This is a genomic window from Peribacillus saganii (assembly GCF_003429095.1).
In the GTDB taxonomy this organism is placed as follows: domain Bacteria; phylum Bacillota; class Bacilli; order Bacillales; family DSM-1321; genus Peribacillus; species Peribacillus saganii.
Genome location: NZ_QVTE01000006.1, coordinates 1 through 17,204 on the forward strand (window position 1 = coordinate 1; position 17,204 = coordinate 17,204).

Sequence of the window (17,204 nt, forward strand, 5' to 3'; positions counted from 1 at the left end):
GGGTGACGACATATCGTCATCACCCCAACATTTGACGGAGAACCTATAATACTCAACAGAGTAGGGGAACCTTTTTCAGGGCTCCCCTCTCATCAAACCGCGCATGCCCTACTAAGGCATACGGCTTACCAGTGTGTTTTCGTGTCAATACGTTGCTAATCTTTGAGCATATTCCATTTGTCGAACTTGTAGAGTAGTGTAATATTCTTCTCCCCGTTCTTTTGCTTTTTCAACTCTTCTTTTATGGGATTTCTTTTGCCTCTTTTTCATGTATTCCAGGTAATTTTCTTTGTCATATCCATCCTGTTTTTCGTAATAATTATTGGAAGTCAGGTACCAGGCCTCTTCGAGTGAAGAATTCAAATTCCATTTCGTCATCATTGCCCATCCTTTTCTTTGAGTAGGATGTTATGAATCATGGCACACGCAGTCATCTTCGAATATAGTGTCTATAACTAACAGTTGATTACTGCTTGTATTAGAGAAACAGCGCGACTTTAATCCATGAGTTTCTTCATTCTCTCTAATGTCTTGCCAAATGGTAAGAAAGTAATTCCTTCCCTCTGATTACTGAATTTGCGATAGATGCCTGTCATTTTGAAGCCAGAGATCAAGCTACAGTACAAGAGAAAAAGCCAAAACCCGAACCCAAAAACGTGGCCGGAAAAAGAAAGAAGAAAAAAACAATTTGCAATTATGAATTGATTCAAGTATTATTTAATGCTTTCTAATGCTTGCTTAACGTTTGCGAAAGTAGTAATTTTGGACATATTAATTCCGCTATTTACAACGGTTTGTGCTAATTCAGGGCGTAAACCTGTTGTGAAGGTTTGTATTCCTAACAAATCAAGCATTTGTCCTATTTGATGAAGATGACGCGCTATATCTATATCAATTTTCAATATGCCTGAGAAGTCGGCAATCACATAGTTTAACTGTAGGTCTGCAATTTTTGGTACGACTTTTTCCATAATATAACTTGCCCTATATGAATCTATAATGCCAATAAATGGGAGAACGGCAGTACCTTCTTTAATCAATACAATAGGTGCTGAAAGTTCAGCCAGTTCTCTTTGTGTCTCCTCCCTATATTCGTCGGATAGACGTTCGAAAGCAAAAACAGTTTCATTGAGGCTTATGTCCAACATATTGTTTATCCGCTTAATAATGAAAGAATGATCTTTTAATGATAGCCCAAACTCTATGCTAATATTCGTAATTATGTCAGTAAAAATGTCCCTAGTTGGTGGATAACGAACCATTATCTTTGAAATTTTTCCTTCGGGAGATACCTGTCTAGCTGCGTTTCTCTTACTCCATTCAATGAGTGTTTGTGGTACTTCCTCTTCCTCTATAAAAAGAGAATTACCTAAAAAGTTTATAAATTCAATATACATTGTTATTGCTTGTTCTTTTTCCCACTGAGGAATTTTTAATTTCATATTATGCAGAACACCGTCAACAATTTCTTCAGCTAGAGATTCTGCATTATCGATTAAGTGGTTTGAAACATTTAAAACCAAGGTCATATTAGTCCAACCCTTCTTCTAAGCTAATTAACTCTTGTAGTAATAATAATCATTTACTTCATGGATAGTCAATGAAAGTAAAAAAACGGGAATGGTGTTTATGACCTAGCTGAATGTCTTTAATGCCCATTTACAAGAACAGAGCCATTTGATTAAGTGGTATCTAAGCTATATCGTCATTACTCCTGTCTAGTTCAAGGCGAACTTAGGATTATCCTACAAACTGCCTGGCCTAATGATTGGGATAAAATAAAAAGCTGCTATGAAAATAATCAGCGTCAAAAAAGGAATATGGTAAAAAATTCCGTTCGTTTAAGCCATCAATCTATTCTCACAAATTCCCCTCTTCTCCACAGCATTTTTTGCAAGTATGTATCAACTGTGACCCAAACAGAACAATTTTCATCACTCTACTTAAACTCTCTGCCCCATTAACAAACTATTATACATTTTATTAATTGTATTCAATAAAAAGCCTTAATCTATAGGACCTTTTCTATATGAGCTATAACGGTGCTTAAAAGTAAAACATCTTCTTTAATAAGTTCTTTGTATACAGGGTCGGAACACCTATTAAAATCATTCAGAAGTCTGATTATTTCTCTTTCCAACAGAAATTGTTCCTTCTCCTGCATCCAAATTCACCTCACTTTGATGTAAACAGTTTTAAATACCCAAGGCTCGAATAGGTCAAACCAAAAAAGAAGTATGAATTTTTCGCTCTCTTTTCGTTTTATTAATGGTTAAAAACAGTACATTGATAACCGCCAAGATAAATATCCGGCCATTTTTGAATCAGAACGATTTGCCCATCGAATGAGCTTTGATCAGCTAAGATGGGTTATTAAGCGAATTTCAGGCCGTCCAAGGATTAACAAAGGGATACATCCAGATGAGCTGAGACACAGTTATGCCACCCACTTATTGAACAATGGAGCTCCCATAGAAATTATTTAAATTTTACTGGGTCACGAAAACGAAAAGAGTGAAACAACTCGTATATATATACTGCTTAGTAGAAGACACCGGCAAGAGTATTATTAAAAGTATTTCTAGTCACAAAAGCAACACCGAGTGTTCTTTTTACTCTTGCACCCGTAAGTTGAGGAAGAACACGATAAGTATAAATAATATTGTTAAAAAAGGTGTCATATATTAGCTTTTAAAGTCGAATATGACCTGTTACTACGATGTTGTGTTAGACTTGAGATATTAGAATTATATTATCCAGGGATTATTCGACTTTTCTTAGTCACCCTTGTATAAGGGAAGGAGTATAAGAAATGGAGAAAATTAGCGTTTTCCTGGATGACTATCGGAAAGCACCCGAGGGTTATGTGCTAGCCGAGACTATTGACGAGTGTATAGAGCTATTGCAAAACTTTGATATTGAACATCTCTCTTTGGACCACGATTTATCAAATAGAACTAAAAATGGTTTTATGCTTGTTCAAAAGATGGTTGAAGAAAAACTATTTGCAAAACGCATAACTATTCACTCTGCCAATTCAGTTGGCGGTAAAGCTATGTACAACTGTTTGAAAAAAGCACAACGCAATTTTATAATGCCCAATTCCATTATTTTATCCTTAAGACCACTGCCCCTTAATTTCTTCCCATCAAAGGTTTTAGAACATTATTTAGAAATACGGTAAACACTTCTTATTTACTTTTCATTCCTGATATTCATTTTAATTAAGCTGTCCCTCAATATCAGGAAGTACCTTGAAAAGATGTTAACAGATCTCTGCTACTACAACGAAGTAGTAATTACTCATACCTCTAAGAATTTCTCTTTTAAGCTACCATTATTGAAAACTAAAATATGAAATTTACGAAAATATAAAAGATTGCAGCTGTTCCTCTCCACAATATATTAAATAGATTTTTAGTAGATTGGGGCTGACTCAAAGTATAAAAACTTTTGGGTTTTAGCCCCTTTTTTATTTTTGGTTTTCTTTCACCCTATATAATGTGCAACATTTTAAGGTTCTTCACTGTTATCAAGTGTTTAATGAAATATCTTACTTGATTTTTAATAAAACAAAAAAAGTAACTCCTATACCATCGGGCTATGATAATACAGGTTAGTTAAGTTACTTCTTCTGTAGCTGGCTGTCCTATTGCCATTGACGCCACTGCTCTTCCATTCACGAAAAAGACAAGTATTCTAATTACTTGTCTTTTTTGTAACTATTATTAATCTTGGTTAAAAACCGCTAGCGGCAGAACAGCACTAACTACATATTGTCCAGCGTCAACGATTTCAGAAATTTTAAGATCTACACAAAGACTTGACAATAGATAAGCCTCAACTGGTTCTAAAGAATATGTTTCTGAAATGTGATTAACCATAGCACGTAAAGCATCCTTTGATGCTTCCATTAAATCTGAACCGATTCCAGTTGTTCCAAAAAAACCTTTATGGTTTACTTTAGGAGTTAAAGCACCTTTTGTCAAGAATTGAGGTGACGGAATCGTTTTACCTTTAATAAGTTTAAATTTCAACGTTGCATTCATAGGACATTCTAATGCTGATACGCATACTTCTCCATCACCTTGTGCAGCGTGTCCATCTCCACAACTAAATAGTGCTCCAGAAACTTGAACAGGTAAATAAAGTTTAGTACCAATTGTTAGTTGTCGAGTATCCAAATTACCACCAAACGTACCTGGTGGCATAATTGCTAGTCCTTCAGCATCTTTTGGGCAAACTCCCATTGTTCCTAAAAATGGTTCGATAGGAACAACAACATTATCAGCGAAGCGAATGTTTTCTCCATCTGATAGATCAAATGTTTTCAAATAAGCATCTGGAAAATCCACCCCTAACAATCCCAATCCTGGAAGGACCGCAGTCCAACCCCAATCTCCTACTTTTAAATCTACAATCTCCACTTCTAATGTATCCCCCGGTTCTGCACCTTCAATGAAAACAGGTCCAGCTAAAGGGTATACTTTATCCCAATTTAAATTAGCAATGTCCTCTGTTTTTGAATTGATATTAAACTGACCGTCGCTAACATCTTTCGTATCGAAAACAACCGTATCTCCACTTTGGATAGCAAGAACAGATTTTGCATTGCTATTCCAAGCGTAATGTACTTCATTTTTTGGAAAAGAGTGAGTATTTGCCATAAAAAGTTTCTCCCCTACAATAAAGTTAAAAGTCTATTATATACATTTTATTTGAAAATGTAAGTTTTTTCAGATAAATAAATAAATTAACTTGAATCTTGCACACTCACGTGTTTGCGTAATCGTCTGATGGCACTTGCACAAAATGATACCATGCATAATGGAAATGAGATGGTGTAACTGAGATTTCGATAAGCAAAGACGTAAGGAAAGAACGAACTTGACGTTATTCGAAGGATACCATTTTCCTCACGTACTCAGATTTAAGGATGTCACATTGAGACCTGACGGCGCCTAATAGGTCTTTATCACAAACCTTATCATAAATCAAGAAATGTGTTGCTTTTTTAATTGGAAGGTGGTATTTTTCCCTGATTTATTGGAATTTCCACACGTACAACCGTCTGGTTTTTATTAGAATCAATTGATATTCCCCCACCGTACCTACTTACTACTTCCTTAACGATAAATAGGCCTTGACCCCTCATTTTTCCCTGTCGTATCTTTTTAGTTGAGAATCCACTTTTAAAAATATGTTGTTTATCTTTTTCTTTAATCGCGGGTCCTGTATTCGTTATTTCAAATATGTAGTTATTTGAAACCACTTTACATACAATCTTCATTTTTCGTTCTTGTTCAGGCAATTCTAATGCCGCCTCTATTGCATTGTCTATTAAATTGGATAATAATTTAATTAGATCTGTGGTTTTAATTGTGTTAAATGAACCATTTAACACATCAAAATGGATATCAATGTTATGATTTTGAGCCGAGAGCTTTTTGGTTTGCAAAAGCACGGATAACCCTGGATTACTCACGTCTAATTTAATGGACTCAATTAAATGTACTTCCTTAGAAAGAATGGTTAAGTAATCGAGTGCTTTATCATGCTTTTCAAGCTTGAGCAGACCGTGAAGTACCTGAATGTGATTTGAAAAGTCATGCCGTAAAGATTGAACAGACGATATTAATGATTGAAGTTCTAATTGATAGGTATCCTCTGTATCACCTACTTCTTTTTTTAGTTCTCCCCTATACCAATTTTGGAGGGCAAGAAATGAGGCAAGCATGAGAATGACAAATAAACCGTTAAAAACAAGGCTGGAAATGCTGCTATTTAATGCCTTCCCACTGATATTATTAATTACCTCTGCACTAATATCAATCGCTAGGTATCCAATATTTCCACCTGACTGATCCTCTATCGGTACTCCGACCGTTAAATAGTCTCCATATACTGGATCCGCAATAATATCAGTTGAAAAAATCAATCCCTTGTTTGCCATCTCTACCTGTTCTTCTGGGACAGTACAAATCCCTCCGATCGGAAATTCTTCATTTATCTCTTCAGGCATGGCGACAATCATCGCCCTGGATACTTTAGGGCTGTCAACAACAAGTGTATACACATGTAAAGCGCCGTTTTTTTCTCTTGCATCTTCTAAATAATGTTTGATTTCCAAATACTCCTTGTTCTTTATAGGATTTTCAAGAAACAGTTTATAGGTCTCTGTATCCATTGAGGCAGCTATTGATTTTGCAGCTACTATATTCTGGTTAGCGATGGAGTTTTCCGCTGTTTTTTTTATGTTAAAATAAGAAGAAAACATATTAACCATCATAAAAATCACTAATAACAGAAGAGATATAACAAAAATTGACTTCAACTTCTTATTTTTCATAAATGCATCCTCTTAACACTGTTTTATCCACACTTTAATAATTATTCTAACATAATTCTAATCTGTATGATTCACTACTTTTAAGGAGTTAATCACACATAAAATCCAAATTTGTTATGCCCTTTTTCTTTTTATTTTCATGGGAGTTGAAGAAGGAATATTTGTATAAACCTCTCCTTCAGTGAAATCCATTTTTATTCCCTATAAAATAAAAAAGAGTGCCAACTTCTCTTTAATAGAAATCGGCACTTCGTTTATTCGCTATACGTTATCGAGTCGTTTGTCGCGGTTGGCATACGTCACATTTGCGTTGGTTATTATTTTTAAATTTCGTAAATGTTTTTTCAAAGTTACTACCACATGCACATTTAAATAGTAACTTTTGAGAAAAACCGTGATATTCCGTTGTTAGCAACTTACTTTCCGAATTGTTCTCAACAAATTTTTTAATTTTATCAATTGTCCATCGTTTATTCATTCTCTTACACCTCCATATTTTATCGCTATGCGGAGGCTTTTCTTGGCATCCGTTCAATTATAAGTAAAAGTCGTATTTTATCCTAAGTTTCTTATTATAACATGAGTTGGCACTCAAATAAACTCACCAAACAGACTATTTTTATATATCAATAATCGATTATTAACTATGAGGTCCTTGTTCAACAAACCTCCCCCGTTAGAATTCCTGTAAATCACTAATTATCAGTTTTGAAAAAAACAGGGCCCCTCAGAAAGAATGAGTGTATAGACACCACTCTAACTTAAAAACCTTAAGGAGGAAACCCTATATGAAGTTTAAAATGCAAGACAAACAGAATCAACTAATAGAGAGAATTTCTCATAAACATTTTGTAGTTGGTAGAGATATTGCCCAAGAATCAAACGTAGCTAGAGCTGTAAATTTGCGTGGTATAGTAGTCGGAGACCCTCTTACACTTGAAAATAATGAAGATGGTTTTGCGAGATTAATAAAATGGATTAACAGTTAACTTAAATGCAATAGAACTAACAGCCGAAACGTCGCATATTGGACCGTCAGCGGAAATCTGTTCCTTTATCCGCATTTATAGTGATTTTTCTAGCTAACCTGCCCGATATCCATAATAGAATGTGGGAAACGCGGATAATAAAGCAGAGAAGTTTGAGTCCTTACATTCGAAAGAGTACATTTACCGGTATAAGAAATTAAATATTATACAGACCCCAAGCCCCTCTATCATCAAAGGAACATATTTTTTATGGCTCTATCAAGCAAACTTCTTTAACGAAAGATGTCCCCGCTATATACAGACCAATGTTAAAATACGTGTTCTGGTTTTCATCCAAAATGACTTCGTTGAACCGTGTAATTCTGTGAACGTTATGGTGTGTGATTTCACCGTTCTGCTTGTATTCAGGTGCATTCCGCTTCCATTGCACCAGCAAAATGTCACCTTTTTTTAGGTTCATCAGTTCTTCCTTTGTCGTTAAACGAATCATTTTCATCGGATCACCTACTTTCCTTTGCTTCCGTTGAATTTAAATCGGTTTCAAAGTGCGGGTAATCATCAAAATAAGGGATATATTCCCTATGCGAGTTAGCGTATTCTTTGGAAATCCAACAATCCTTACATAAGACGGAAGGAATGCCGGCTAGAAAAGGGGTGGTTCGGAGCATTTCAGCAGACCTTTCACAATACGAACCTTCCCACTCTCTTTTGGAAAAAATTCTTCCCGTCAACATAACCCCCGTATTCAAACGCTCCTTGGCTAATATCAAACACGACACGTTCATAGGGAAGAGAATGGATTTTGTTATCCTCTATCCATTCGGTTGACTTGCCTAACGTGGTCAATACAACTGCGTTTTTTTCGTCCAGTGCTTAAACACATAAATACAGGATCTTCATCCCCGTCTGCATCAACAATGGCTAAACCACCAATAAGGTCTAATGCCTTTTGTTCATTCCCAGAAATACCCATCATCACTGACTTATCTTTCTTCTCCTTTTCCATAACAATTGGTCCCCTTTCTTGAAACAGACAGAAAAACAACGTTGCGGTTCCCTTATTTTTATCCGACCTTTTTCTATATAAAGCCATCTTTAGAAGGGGAGTGGTTCGGCAAAAAATGGTGAATGTGAGGATGCTTCAGAAAGAAGAATGATTGTAGAGGTACAATATTCCTCTGTCGCAACCATTCATGGAGGTTTTCGCTAATGTACAAAAAGTGAGATAACAACTTTTTGAGAACCCTTTAAAGGAATAACCTCCCCTCGCGACAACAAACCGCCCCAACTGCCCTTCTTATCAAATTCTATGACCATTACAGCCCAAAAATACAGCAGAAATATATTATCACCGCTGAAATAGCTTATAAATAAAGCTGACTCACAAGTCGTTGAACGACGATCTTTTGAGTCAGCTTTTTCGCTTCTAGACTCTTTAAAGAAAAAGCTCAGTTGGCAGTAGGATTTCTAACCTTTCGTTTATGATTCTGCATCACGATTAAACTTTCTCAATATTAAAGTAGTCTCCAGAAGGGCTTTAATTTGATATGCTGGGTAAAATGTTTATAAGATTAATGAGGAATATGAGATGGATAAAGATGTGTGGAAGGTTTTTTTAGCAACTGATATTACTGAGCTGAAGTCACAATTCGGTTTTAATGATATCGCACCCAGCCAGTTCTTACAGTAATAAATAGAAAACAGCAACGGCATGGCATGTTTATGAGATGGGGGTTAATACCTTTTTTGCTAAGGATATATTAAAAATGAGTATAAAATAATCAACGTCCGAAGTGAAGGCATTGAAAACAAACCAATTTTCAGCAGTCCTTTTAAACCTAGGAGAAACCCTCATTCTAGCTGATGGCCTTTGAATGGATAAAAATGGAAAATAGTAAGCAGCCATACCACTTTATAATGAAAGATAAAGGCCGGTTGCTTTAGCAGGATTGTGGGAATCTAGGGATAAATGTGAAAAACCTATTATTTCTTGCACCGTACTTATCACTACTCCAAATACTGTGTTGGATGAGATTCATGATCGAATGCCGGTGATACTCGAACCAAGAGATTAGGATATGTGACTTGATCTCAACTTTCGTGTTATTGACAAGCAAAACACTCCTTAACCTTTCCGAGCCGAATAAATGGAATAGTATCCAGTATCATAACTAGTTAATACGCCCCAAAAATGATAAAGCGGAAATAATATCCCCACTGAGCAGCTTATAAAAAAAGGTCATTGCGAATCTTTCTCAATAATCCCTTCTTACCTTATGGGTAATATATATTATACATAAAAGCAAGGCGCTGGTGAGCAATATTTATGCAAATCGCCTTACTCAACATAAACATACTACCCGCTAATCTAGTTCTACACACACACTTAATTAAACTTATTTTTTAAATGTTAATTCACTATAGGGCACTAATTTAATCTCATTTAAGCTGTCTATGGTCCTTATTTCACAATAGCCAGAATCGTACTTATACAGCAGTATATATTCAGTACCATGATAAACTACTATTTCTTGCTTATTGTTACTCATAGGTATATATACCCCCTATTTACAGACTAGATAATGGATTTATACCATGATAATAGTACTTATAAACTCTACAATGCTGCATATTAGAAAAAAATATAAATGTGAATAACTTACGTTTAAGTGAGACAACAATGTGTGACATGGAAACATAATTTAAGCCTTATAGATTTAGGTAGCTTTTTCTTGTTCAACTAAATGGGCAGGTTGAAGAAGGTATAAGAGAACATCACAAAGATTATACAAATATGACTAAATAATTAAGAATCAGCAAACCAAGGAAGTTAATTGCGAAAAATGAAGATTAATCGCAATCATTTCATTCATCATTTCATTCATCATTTCATTTACATTTGTTTTTACAAATTCGCCCCGGTTTAGTTCCAGATGATGGAGTAATAAATTGTTTATTTTTACCGCTAACAATAGGATAATTTCTTTGAATAGACTTAAATAAAAAGACCCCACTTACATAAACATTCAAGACTTACTGACAAGAATATAGAGAGTCTTCATTAAAATTCTATGTTAATTGGTGAATTTCCTGAAAAATCAAATGCTAAATTTTCATTAAGTTCTGTATACGATGTTTTTATAACAAATGGAAAAGAAAGTATTTTAGGTGTTTGGGAATTACCTATGTGTCATACTTTATAGTATGTTATTCATTTTCAAGTGTTTCTAGAAGATGTCGTTGACAAGATATTAAAAGATCCTAGCGGTCGAATCAAAATAATCACAAGTTAATGGAGGTAATAAAATGGAATTGTTACTACTATTTGCGGTTGTTATAGTCTTTATTTTATCTTTACGAAAAAAATTCACATTTACATTTGGTTTATCTCCAAAAACAATAGAGATAAACCGAATAAAAGGGCTTAAAACACTAAGTGATGATCTGGAAAAATCCCTTAGTGAAAGTTATATGAAAAATGTAGAAGAGAGGGTAAAAAAAGAAAGTAAACTAAAAGAAAACGAATACAAGTGGCGTCTACTTGATTTAAAACGTTACTTTATTTTGACTGCTCTTTTAAAAGAGTCTCCAATGTTTAGCGAGAAAGTCGATGAACTGTGGCATCAGATGCTCATGTTTACCCATGAGTATGAAGATTTTTCAAAAACATATTTAGGGAGTATCCTTCACCACAGTCCAAATGTAAATGAATCACCTGACCCTGATTTGCGAGGATTTTTTGATTGGGTGTACGCTGAGCTTTTTCTCATAAAAAAAGAGAACATCCATCTTTATAAGGGGTTCTTTAGGTGCCCAGTACATCCAACTATCATTGATGAGTTTAAAAATTCACCTGAAAACGATCTTATAGATAAATATTTTAATAGTGATACCAAATATAATTCTACGGTACTCTCGCTCATCTCTTCCATGAAAAAAACAGCAAATAAAGTAAAAGATTATCAAAAAAGCGTCATAAAAGAAAAAATGAAAAAAAGCAAAAGAGAGGAAAAATACAACGCAATGCTCGTTCCAGTTTTATCTGTTTCTTATTTTCATTATGATGAATTTTCAAGTTACATGAAAATAAGCAGGGACAATTCATCAAGTTGTACTAGTTGCGGGTCGGCTAGCTCCTGGAGTTCTTGCTCGTCCGATAGTTCCTGCTCCAGCTGCGGTGGCGGTGGAGATTAATTAAATGAACCCTTTAGGGTTTTTTTATTTTTTTACAATATTTTCAAAATTCACAGTCCATTAAAAGGGCCTAAAAAAAGACCCAGAAAAACCAGTTTTAAAAAAAGCTGATTCTCTTGATCGAAACTTCTCCAACTTTTGCACCTCTGAACGCAGCTGGTGAATTTCCCTGATCATTTCATTCAACATAGTGAAGAACCAAGTAACTACCACTACAAGTATTAGGATGAATAATCTGTACTTTCAGATAATCTATGGATACTAAAAAAGGCAAGAACAATAAGACAGTAATAAAAGGAAACTAGTAATTTTCAGGCTTTATTATGTGACGACTAAGTTGTCAAGATGTCTTGAGACAACTTATTATTCGATTTTTTGCAAGACTCACTCCATTTCCTTTCATGAACTAACGGATTCTTTACTTAGAAATGGAGTAAAGTCTAAAGTTTTTTTTGCTTTCCCTTTTTGCAAATTATTTCATACAATCTTAGTGTTTTTCTACGTTATTTTATTAATTGACCATTATTTTTGGCGCATGCTTTTGTTAGCTTTTTCAAATGGCTGTTAATAAATTCTTTATCCATGTTTAGCCATTCAACGGCCTTTATTCCTTCCAATATATACGCTGAAAAATCCCACACAATCTCCTTGATATTATTCTCATTTGTTTCCGCTATTAGTGTTAACGCCTTAATAATGGATACCATAACAGAAACATCAGCTTTTCCATAGTGGCGAATTTGATAGAAACTCTTGTACAAATCATCACGGAAATCCGGTTGTTCTATTATTACCCGTACATTTTTTTGTTCATCACAATAGAATGGGAAAGGAGAATTCTCTTTTGCTATTTTTGTTAAGATTTGACCCAATTGTTCAATACTGTTAATCGCTGTTTCAGGATCATTTTTCCCCGGTGCAATCGCCCGAAGTGCAATCTCTACCAACTTTTGAATTCCGAATTCCACATTTTCCATAGCTTCTTGATCTGGAGTGATAAAAATATAGTTAAGGATTTGATTTTTATTGATAGAATCATTTTCATTCCAAACCGTTAAGAGCGGAGTATCTACATCTACATAATTACGCTGAAATTTTTCGAGCTTAATGATAATATTATTCTGGGTTGCGAACTCAACCAGTTTGGCAAGCTCGATATATTGGATATAGCCTTGTTTTTTGCTCTTGATTTTGCTCTCCTTCATCTTTTCAAGATCTAAGCCCCTACTCTCCCTGGAAGCTTGCAGATGATGAGTTTCTTTTCTTTTGCTTTTTTCAAGGGAGGAAAGCGTTTCTTTTGCGATGATAGAAATGAGATTTCCAACCTTTATCCATTCCGTTACATGGTGAATTAAGAACACAAACATACCCAGGCAAATAAAGGCTACCACAACAGCAAATGTTGGAACAATGAATGTATTGCTTAACTCATTCTCCCTTAATTGAATAAGAAGAACAAGCGCAAATATGTAACCCCCAATAAATGTTCCCAGTCCATGCTGTATTTTCGATTCGGTATTGAAATTCTGCAATGTACGGGGTGAATATTGTGCCAAAAACGTTGTCTGAACAACCAATACAGAAGAAAATGTAATGGTTGTCATAGTGAGTAATGAAGTGGAAATGGCACTTAAAACCGTTTGTGCCAATTCCTTATCGGTAAAAAAGAAGGAAGGAAGCAGCTTTTTTAAATTAGTGTGCGCAGCCAAAAAACGGTCAAGCTTCATGCTTAATAGCGCCAAAAGAAAAAAACAAAATCCATACATAGCTGGCAATATCCAGAAATTTGATTTTATCTTATTTAATGTGAATTTAAAGGACATGTAGCAGTTCCTCCTGAACAGCAAGAGCTGGAATTTGAAGCGAATGGGAGTTTAATCATTTTTCTTTATATCTTACCCGTTAGAAAGAATTTCAAAATCCATTAATGGTTCTTTCGAAATACCGGCCCGATTTATTTAAATATCCTCACCTCACAATTGTTGAAATGCTCTAATTGTTTTTTAGAAATACTCCCACGATTGTTGATATATTAGAAGTCCTGGAACGGGTACGTTAGTTTGGTTTGGTCGGACGAATTAGTCAAGATATATGAAATAGAATAGCCGCCCTAATTAATGGCGGCTTTTCCCTTTCAATCTATTCTCCGCAGAATTGGCGAGTTTTTCTTCATTTTGTTTTCGGAACCTTATTTAAAATCAGACCTGTTAGCAAAAGAAGAAATCATTGAATAATCCTACCCTTATTCCACAGCCAAAGCATCTGCCTTAGTTACATGAACCGTACCAAATGGATGTTGTGGAGGTGCATATATAGAATAAATTTTTAACGGGATATTACCTGTGTTGGTTACGTTATGCCATGTTCCTGCAGGTATCATAATGGCAGAATCATCATAAATATTTCGTACAAAGTTCAAATTATCTTTTCTTTTGCCCATTTGAACAATCCCTTGCCCTTGTTCAATCCGTAAGAATTGGTCAACGTAAGGGTGCATTTCTAACCCGATATCTTCACCAACTTTAAGACTCATCAATGTAACTTGCAAATGATTTCCTGTCCATAAGGCGGTACGATAGGTATTGTTTTGCTTCGTAGCCTCATTTATATTTATAACAAATGGCATCCGTCCATAATCTTTTATCGCAATTTGATTTCTTCCATTTGGTGTTTGAACAAAACCGAATCTGTTAGCATCATCATGAACAGTCCAGTAATCAGGCTGTCTAACATAGTCATACATTGGTAAATTAGCATAATAAGGATTTTGTGGATATTGGTATGGATACGTATAAGGTGCATAGTACATCTTTTTCAATCCCTTCAAAGATTTATACAATCATCCTATGCACTATTTAGGGAAATGTACTTATATTCAGGATGATTTCCAATTATAATGGGATAAGTATTATCGATTTAGTTGTCTCGATTCCTTTATCCGCAGTTACAAAGAATCGTTGGACAAAGCCGTGTGAGTTCGGCAACTGCATCTTTAACTTCACTCTTCTAATTTGAGACAGAAGAAACCCCTATTGTCTAACCAGCAGCAGGTGTACCTGCTGCTGCACCGTTTTTCCTTTGCCCTAATTCTTGGTCTAACAATAAAAGCGCAGACGGATTATTCCCAGCCAATTTCAGCCGATTAACTATGGTTTGACTCTGTGCTTCTTCGTCTATTTGCTCCCTTAGAAAGTCTTGTATAATAACTGATGCTTGTGGGTCAATTCGATTCACATAATTATAGGCTTGACGATAAGAGTTTGTGACCATTTGTTCATGAGCAAACACTCTTTGGAAAGTTTCCAATGGCGTTCCGAAGTCACTCGGCTGGGCAGGAATACTAGAGAGTGTTACAGTTCCATCTTTATCAACAACATAATCAATCAATGTAAGCATATGTGTTCTTTCTTCTTCAGATTGTAAACGTAACCAGTGAGCCATGCCTGTTAGATTTAATTTACCCATATGCGCCGACATTGCAAGGTAAAGTGTAGATGAAACATGCTCAATCTGAATTAAATTATTAATTAATTTTTGAAGTTCTTCATTCAAATCTTCCCGACTCCTTTAGTCCTGATACTCAACCTAGATATAGTGTATTAAAAACGAAACTGAAAGTAACTTGTATAAAAAAATATTTCAGTTTTAGAGGTTCTGAATACTCAACAGTTAAAATATCATACACTGACAACAGTGGAACCTGTTGTAAATTACGGTCTTTTTCCTAAATGTCTATTATCTCCATATGGAAAGAAAAGTCTTAGTAAAAGATTCTATTCAAACAAAAAAGATGCTTAAAAGTTAGCATCTCTTTATACAATAGGTTCATTTGTTGTAATCAATACATTAGCGTACTTAGTTGGTCTATTAAGTATTTAAGAATAAAATTATAAACGATAGGAGACAGGAACCTTCACCTTATATATTTTTACTGGCTTTCACACCGTAAATGGAATAGCTGAATGTTCGCATTTAATGAATGTGATATAGAGCATCCTTATCCCTTGATAATTGAATAGCATGAACCACCTTATCATCGGGCAGGTCTCCTTCGAGTGAGTGATGAAAATGCGTTATAAATCAAGTATGGGGGATAAATACAGCTTTTCCCCATGCAGCATTTATCTTTGGTTCCCAATGTTATCACACATTGTTTTCTGTTATTATAAATTAGAAAAATCAGATAAATCCTCTCTACTGCCTATTAGTACTAACATATCTCCTTTATGTATGATTTCATTTGGAGAAGGTGATATAATGACATTTCCATCTCGAACAACAGCAATGGCACTGACATTATATTTGGCGCGAATATCAAGTTCTCGCAGACTATTCTCCGCCATACTCTCAGGAATTAATATTTCCTCTATGTTGTATTCATGTGAAAGTTCTATATAGTTTAACATATTCGGTGACAATAGTTGATTTGCAACACGTTCACCCATATCTTTTTCTGGGTAAATAACCCAATCCGCTCCTACTTTTTCTAAAACTTTGCCATGATGTTTATCCAGAGCTTTTGCGATTACCTTTTTAACTCCAAGTTCCTTCAGAAGCAAGACTGTTAAAATGCTTGATTGCATATCATTCCCAATTGCAACAATTACACGATCAAAATTACTGATACCAACTGATTTAAGCGCGTCCTCTTCAGTAGTATCGGCAATAACTGCATGGGTAACGAATGATTCAGCTTCCTCAACCCTTTCTTCATTAATATCAATACCCAAGACCTCTTGTCCAGCTTCGTGTAATCTTTGTGCTACACTTATTCCAAATCTGCCCAATCCAATTACAGCATATTGGCGTATGGCCATGTATCAATTACCTCCTAAGATTTCAAGTTAACCAATCATGATTTTTCCTTTGGGATGACGGACAGCATCAGGTTTTCTTTTCATAGCTACAGCAAAAGCAACCGTTAACGGTCCTAACCGTCCTGAAAACATCGTAAAAATAATTATTATTCGGCCGATTGGAGACAATTCAGGGGTCAATCCCATTGAAAGCCCTACCGTGCCAAACGCAGAAGTAGCTTCAAACATTATAATAACAAGCGTATAAAACAAAAATTGGCTGGCATGAGTCCAGTTCAATACCGGATTCACACCAGCCAATTAGCTGCGTAATATTAAACTCTAACTTTTTGGGGTCACATCAAAGTTAAAATGGTTCTCCCTAAAAAGATAAAATAGATATGATTTAGTTTATCACTTTGACGTTTAATGCTTTTTTATTTGTGATAACAACCGTTTACATTAATACAAACATTAAGTTGTAAAAAAGCTGATTTCTTCCTTTTTTCCACGAAGAAGCCAGCTTTTTTTCTGTTCATTTCAAAAAATTAACAAATATCTCGTAAATAAATTTATTAAATTGAGTCTTGCAAATAATTCTGCCCTTTGATCTATTTAACTCTTTCTCTATTAAAATTTATTGCCTTTGTTTTTTTAAAAGTTAAAACGAGGATCCACATCAATTTTTGTTATATTTTCACTAATTGAAGCTTTTGTTTATTTTAAAAATCTTAACCATGAAAAGCATTTTGCATCTCCATTTTTTCTTTTAAAATGCACACCTCTTCTATATGTTGATCGTCTTTTGTATTTTACTACTCCGTAAGTACTGTAACTGCTAGACTAAATTGAACAGTTTTTGCCAGATAAAAATGA

Annotated in this window: 14 protein-coding genes and 4 pseudogenes; 6 read left to right on the forward strand and 12 right to left on the reverse strand. The window is 34.9% G+C overall.

Annotation, left to right across the window (positions count from 1 at the left end; translation table 11 throughout):
- Positions 1-144: 144 nt before the first annotated feature.
- Together D0469_RS02390 and D0469_RS02395 are read right to left on the reverse strand one after the other, a co-directional pair.
- Positions 145-381, reverse strand: a complete 237-nt coding sequence (locus tag D0469_RS02390; RefSeq protein ID WP_158553326.1) for a hypothetical protein — start codon at positions 379-381, stop codon at positions 145-147.
- A 332-nt stretch (positions 382-713) separates the two neighbouring features.
- On the reverse strand, positions 714-1,529 hold the full coding sequence (locus D0469_RS02395; protein WP_117325068.1) for an STAS domain-containing protein: 816 nt from the start codon (positions 1,527-1,529) through the stop codon (positions 714-716).
- A 756-nt stretch (positions 1,530-2,285) separates the two neighbouring features.
- Between D0469_RS02395 and D0469_RS21465 the strand changes: the two genes are divergently transcribed.
- Together D0469_RS21465 and D0469_RS02405 are read left to right on the forward strand one after the other, a co-directional pair.
- Positions 2,286-2,486 (forward strand): tyrosine-type recombinase/integrase, encoded by a 201-nt coding sequence (locus D0469_RS21465; RefSeq protein ID WP_267897280.1) that lies wholly within the window; start codon positions 2,286-2,288, stop codon positions 2,484-2,486.
- A 326-nt stretch (positions 2,487-2,812) separates the two neighbouring features.
- Complete coding sequence (locus tag D0469_RS02405; protein ID WP_117325069.1) at positions 2,813-3,184, forward strand: cyclic-phosphate processing receiver domain-containing protein; 372 nt, start codon at positions 2,813-2,815, stop codon at positions 3,182-3,184.
- A gap of 544 nt (positions 3,185-3,728) precedes the next feature.
- Here the strand turns inward: D0469_RS02405 and D0469_RS02410 are convergent.
- The 3 genes from D0469_RS02410 to D0469_RS21470 all read right to left on the reverse strand — a co-directional run bounded on the left by D0469_RS02410 (position 3,729) and on the right by D0469_RS21470 (position 6,827).
- The gene (locus D0469_RS02410) at positions 3,729-4,667 is read right to left on the reverse strand and encodes an acetamidase/formamidase family protein (protein WP_117325070.1); all 939 of its coding nucleotides are present in this window, start codon (positions 4,665-4,667) and stop codon (positions 3,729-3,731) included.
- A gap of 347 nt (positions 4,668-5,014) precedes the next feature.
- Entirely contained in the window at positions 5,015-6,349 is a 1,335-nt protein-coding gene (locus tag D0469_RS02415) for a sensor histidine kinase (RefSeq protein ID WP_117325071.1), read from the reverse strand.
- A gap of 268 nt (positions 6,350-6,617) precedes the next feature.
- Positions 6,618-6,827, reverse strand: a complete 210-nt coding sequence (locus D0469_RS21470) for a hypothetical protein (protein WP_117325072.1) — start codon at positions 6,825-6,827, stop codon at positions 6,618-6,620.
- Between the two features lie 310 nt (positions 6,828-7,137).
- Here D0469_RS21470 and D0469_RS02425 point away from each other — a divergent pair.
- Positions 7,138-7,335 (forward strand): annotated as a pseudogene (locus tag D0469_RS02425) (IS110 family transposase); the annotation flags it as partial.
- 250 nt (positions 7,336-7,585) lie between these two features.
- On the opposite strand, the gene D0469_RS02430 reads toward D0469_RS02425, so the two are convergent.
- Positions 7,586-7,828 (reverse strand): hypothetical protein, encoded by a 243-nt coding sequence (locus D0469_RS02430; protein WP_142919147.1) that lies wholly within the window; start codon positions 7,826-7,828, stop codon positions 7,586-7,588.
- A 315-nt stretch (positions 7,829-8,143) separates the two neighbouring features.
- Positions 8,144-8,344 carry a hypothetical protein gene (locus tag D0469_RS02440; protein ID WP_117325075.1) on the reverse strand — a complete coding sequence of 67 codons (201 nt, stop codon included), beginning with the start codon at positions 8,342-8,344 and terminating at the stop codon, positions 8,144-8,146.
- 937 nt (positions 8,345-9,281) lie between these two features.
- On the opposite strand from D0469_RS02440, the pseudogene D0469_RS22050 reads away from it, so the two are divergent.
- A pseudogene (locus tag D0469_RS22050) lies at positions 9,282-9,413 on the forward strand (SOS response-associated peptidase family protein); the annotation flags it as partial.
- A gap of 1,231 nt (positions 9,414-10,644) precedes the next feature.
- Positions 10,645-11,532, forward strand: coding sequence for a glycine-rich domain-containing protein (locus D0469_RS02450; protein WP_117325077.1), 888 nt, complete (start codon positions 10,645-10,647; stop codon positions 11,530-11,532).
- Between the two features lie 503 nt (positions 11,533-12,035).
- Here the strand turns inward: D0469_RS02450 and D0469_RS02455 are convergent.
- From D0469_RS02455 to D0469_RS02480, 5 genes and pseudogenes are all read right to left on the reverse strand, one after another.
- Positions 12,036-13,355 (reverse strand): DUF2254 domain-containing protein, encoded by a 1,320-nt coding sequence (locus D0469_RS02455; RefSeq protein WP_117325078.1) that lies wholly within the window; start codon positions 13,353-13,355, stop codon positions 12,036-12,038.
- A gap of 419 nt (positions 13,356-13,774) precedes the next feature.
- The gene (locus tag D0469_RS02460) at positions 13,775-14,341 is read right to left on the reverse strand and encodes a cupin domain-containing protein (RefSeq protein WP_117325079.1); all 567 of its coding nucleotides are present in this window, start codon (positions 14,339-14,341) and stop codon (positions 13,775-13,777) included.
- A 227-nt stretch (positions 14,342-14,568) separates the two neighbouring features.
- Positions 14,569-15,084, reverse strand: a complete 516-nt coding sequence (locus tag D0469_RS02465) for a ferritin (protein WP_117325080.1) — start codon at positions 15,082-15,084, stop codon at positions 14,569-14,571.
- 611 nt (positions 15,085-15,695) lie between these two features.
- Positions 15,696-16,349, reverse strand: a complete 654-nt coding sequence (locus D0469_RS02475) for a potassium channel family protein (RefSeq protein WP_117325081.1) — start codon at positions 16,347-16,349, stop codon at positions 15,696-15,698.
- Positions 16,350-16,376: 27 nt separating this feature from the next.
- Positions 16,377-16,586 (reverse strand): annotated as a pseudogene (locus D0469_RS02480) (potassium transporter TrkG); the annotation flags it as partial.
- Between D0469_RS02480 and D0469_RS22055 the strand changes: the two are divergent.
- A pseudogene (locus tag D0469_RS22055) lies at positions 16,542-16,661 on the forward strand (IS3 family transposase); the annotation flags it as partial. The pseudogenes D0469_RS02480 and D0469_RS22055 sit on opposite strands and share 45 nt — an antisense overlap.
- Positions 16,662-17,204 lie beyond the last annotated feature (543 nt).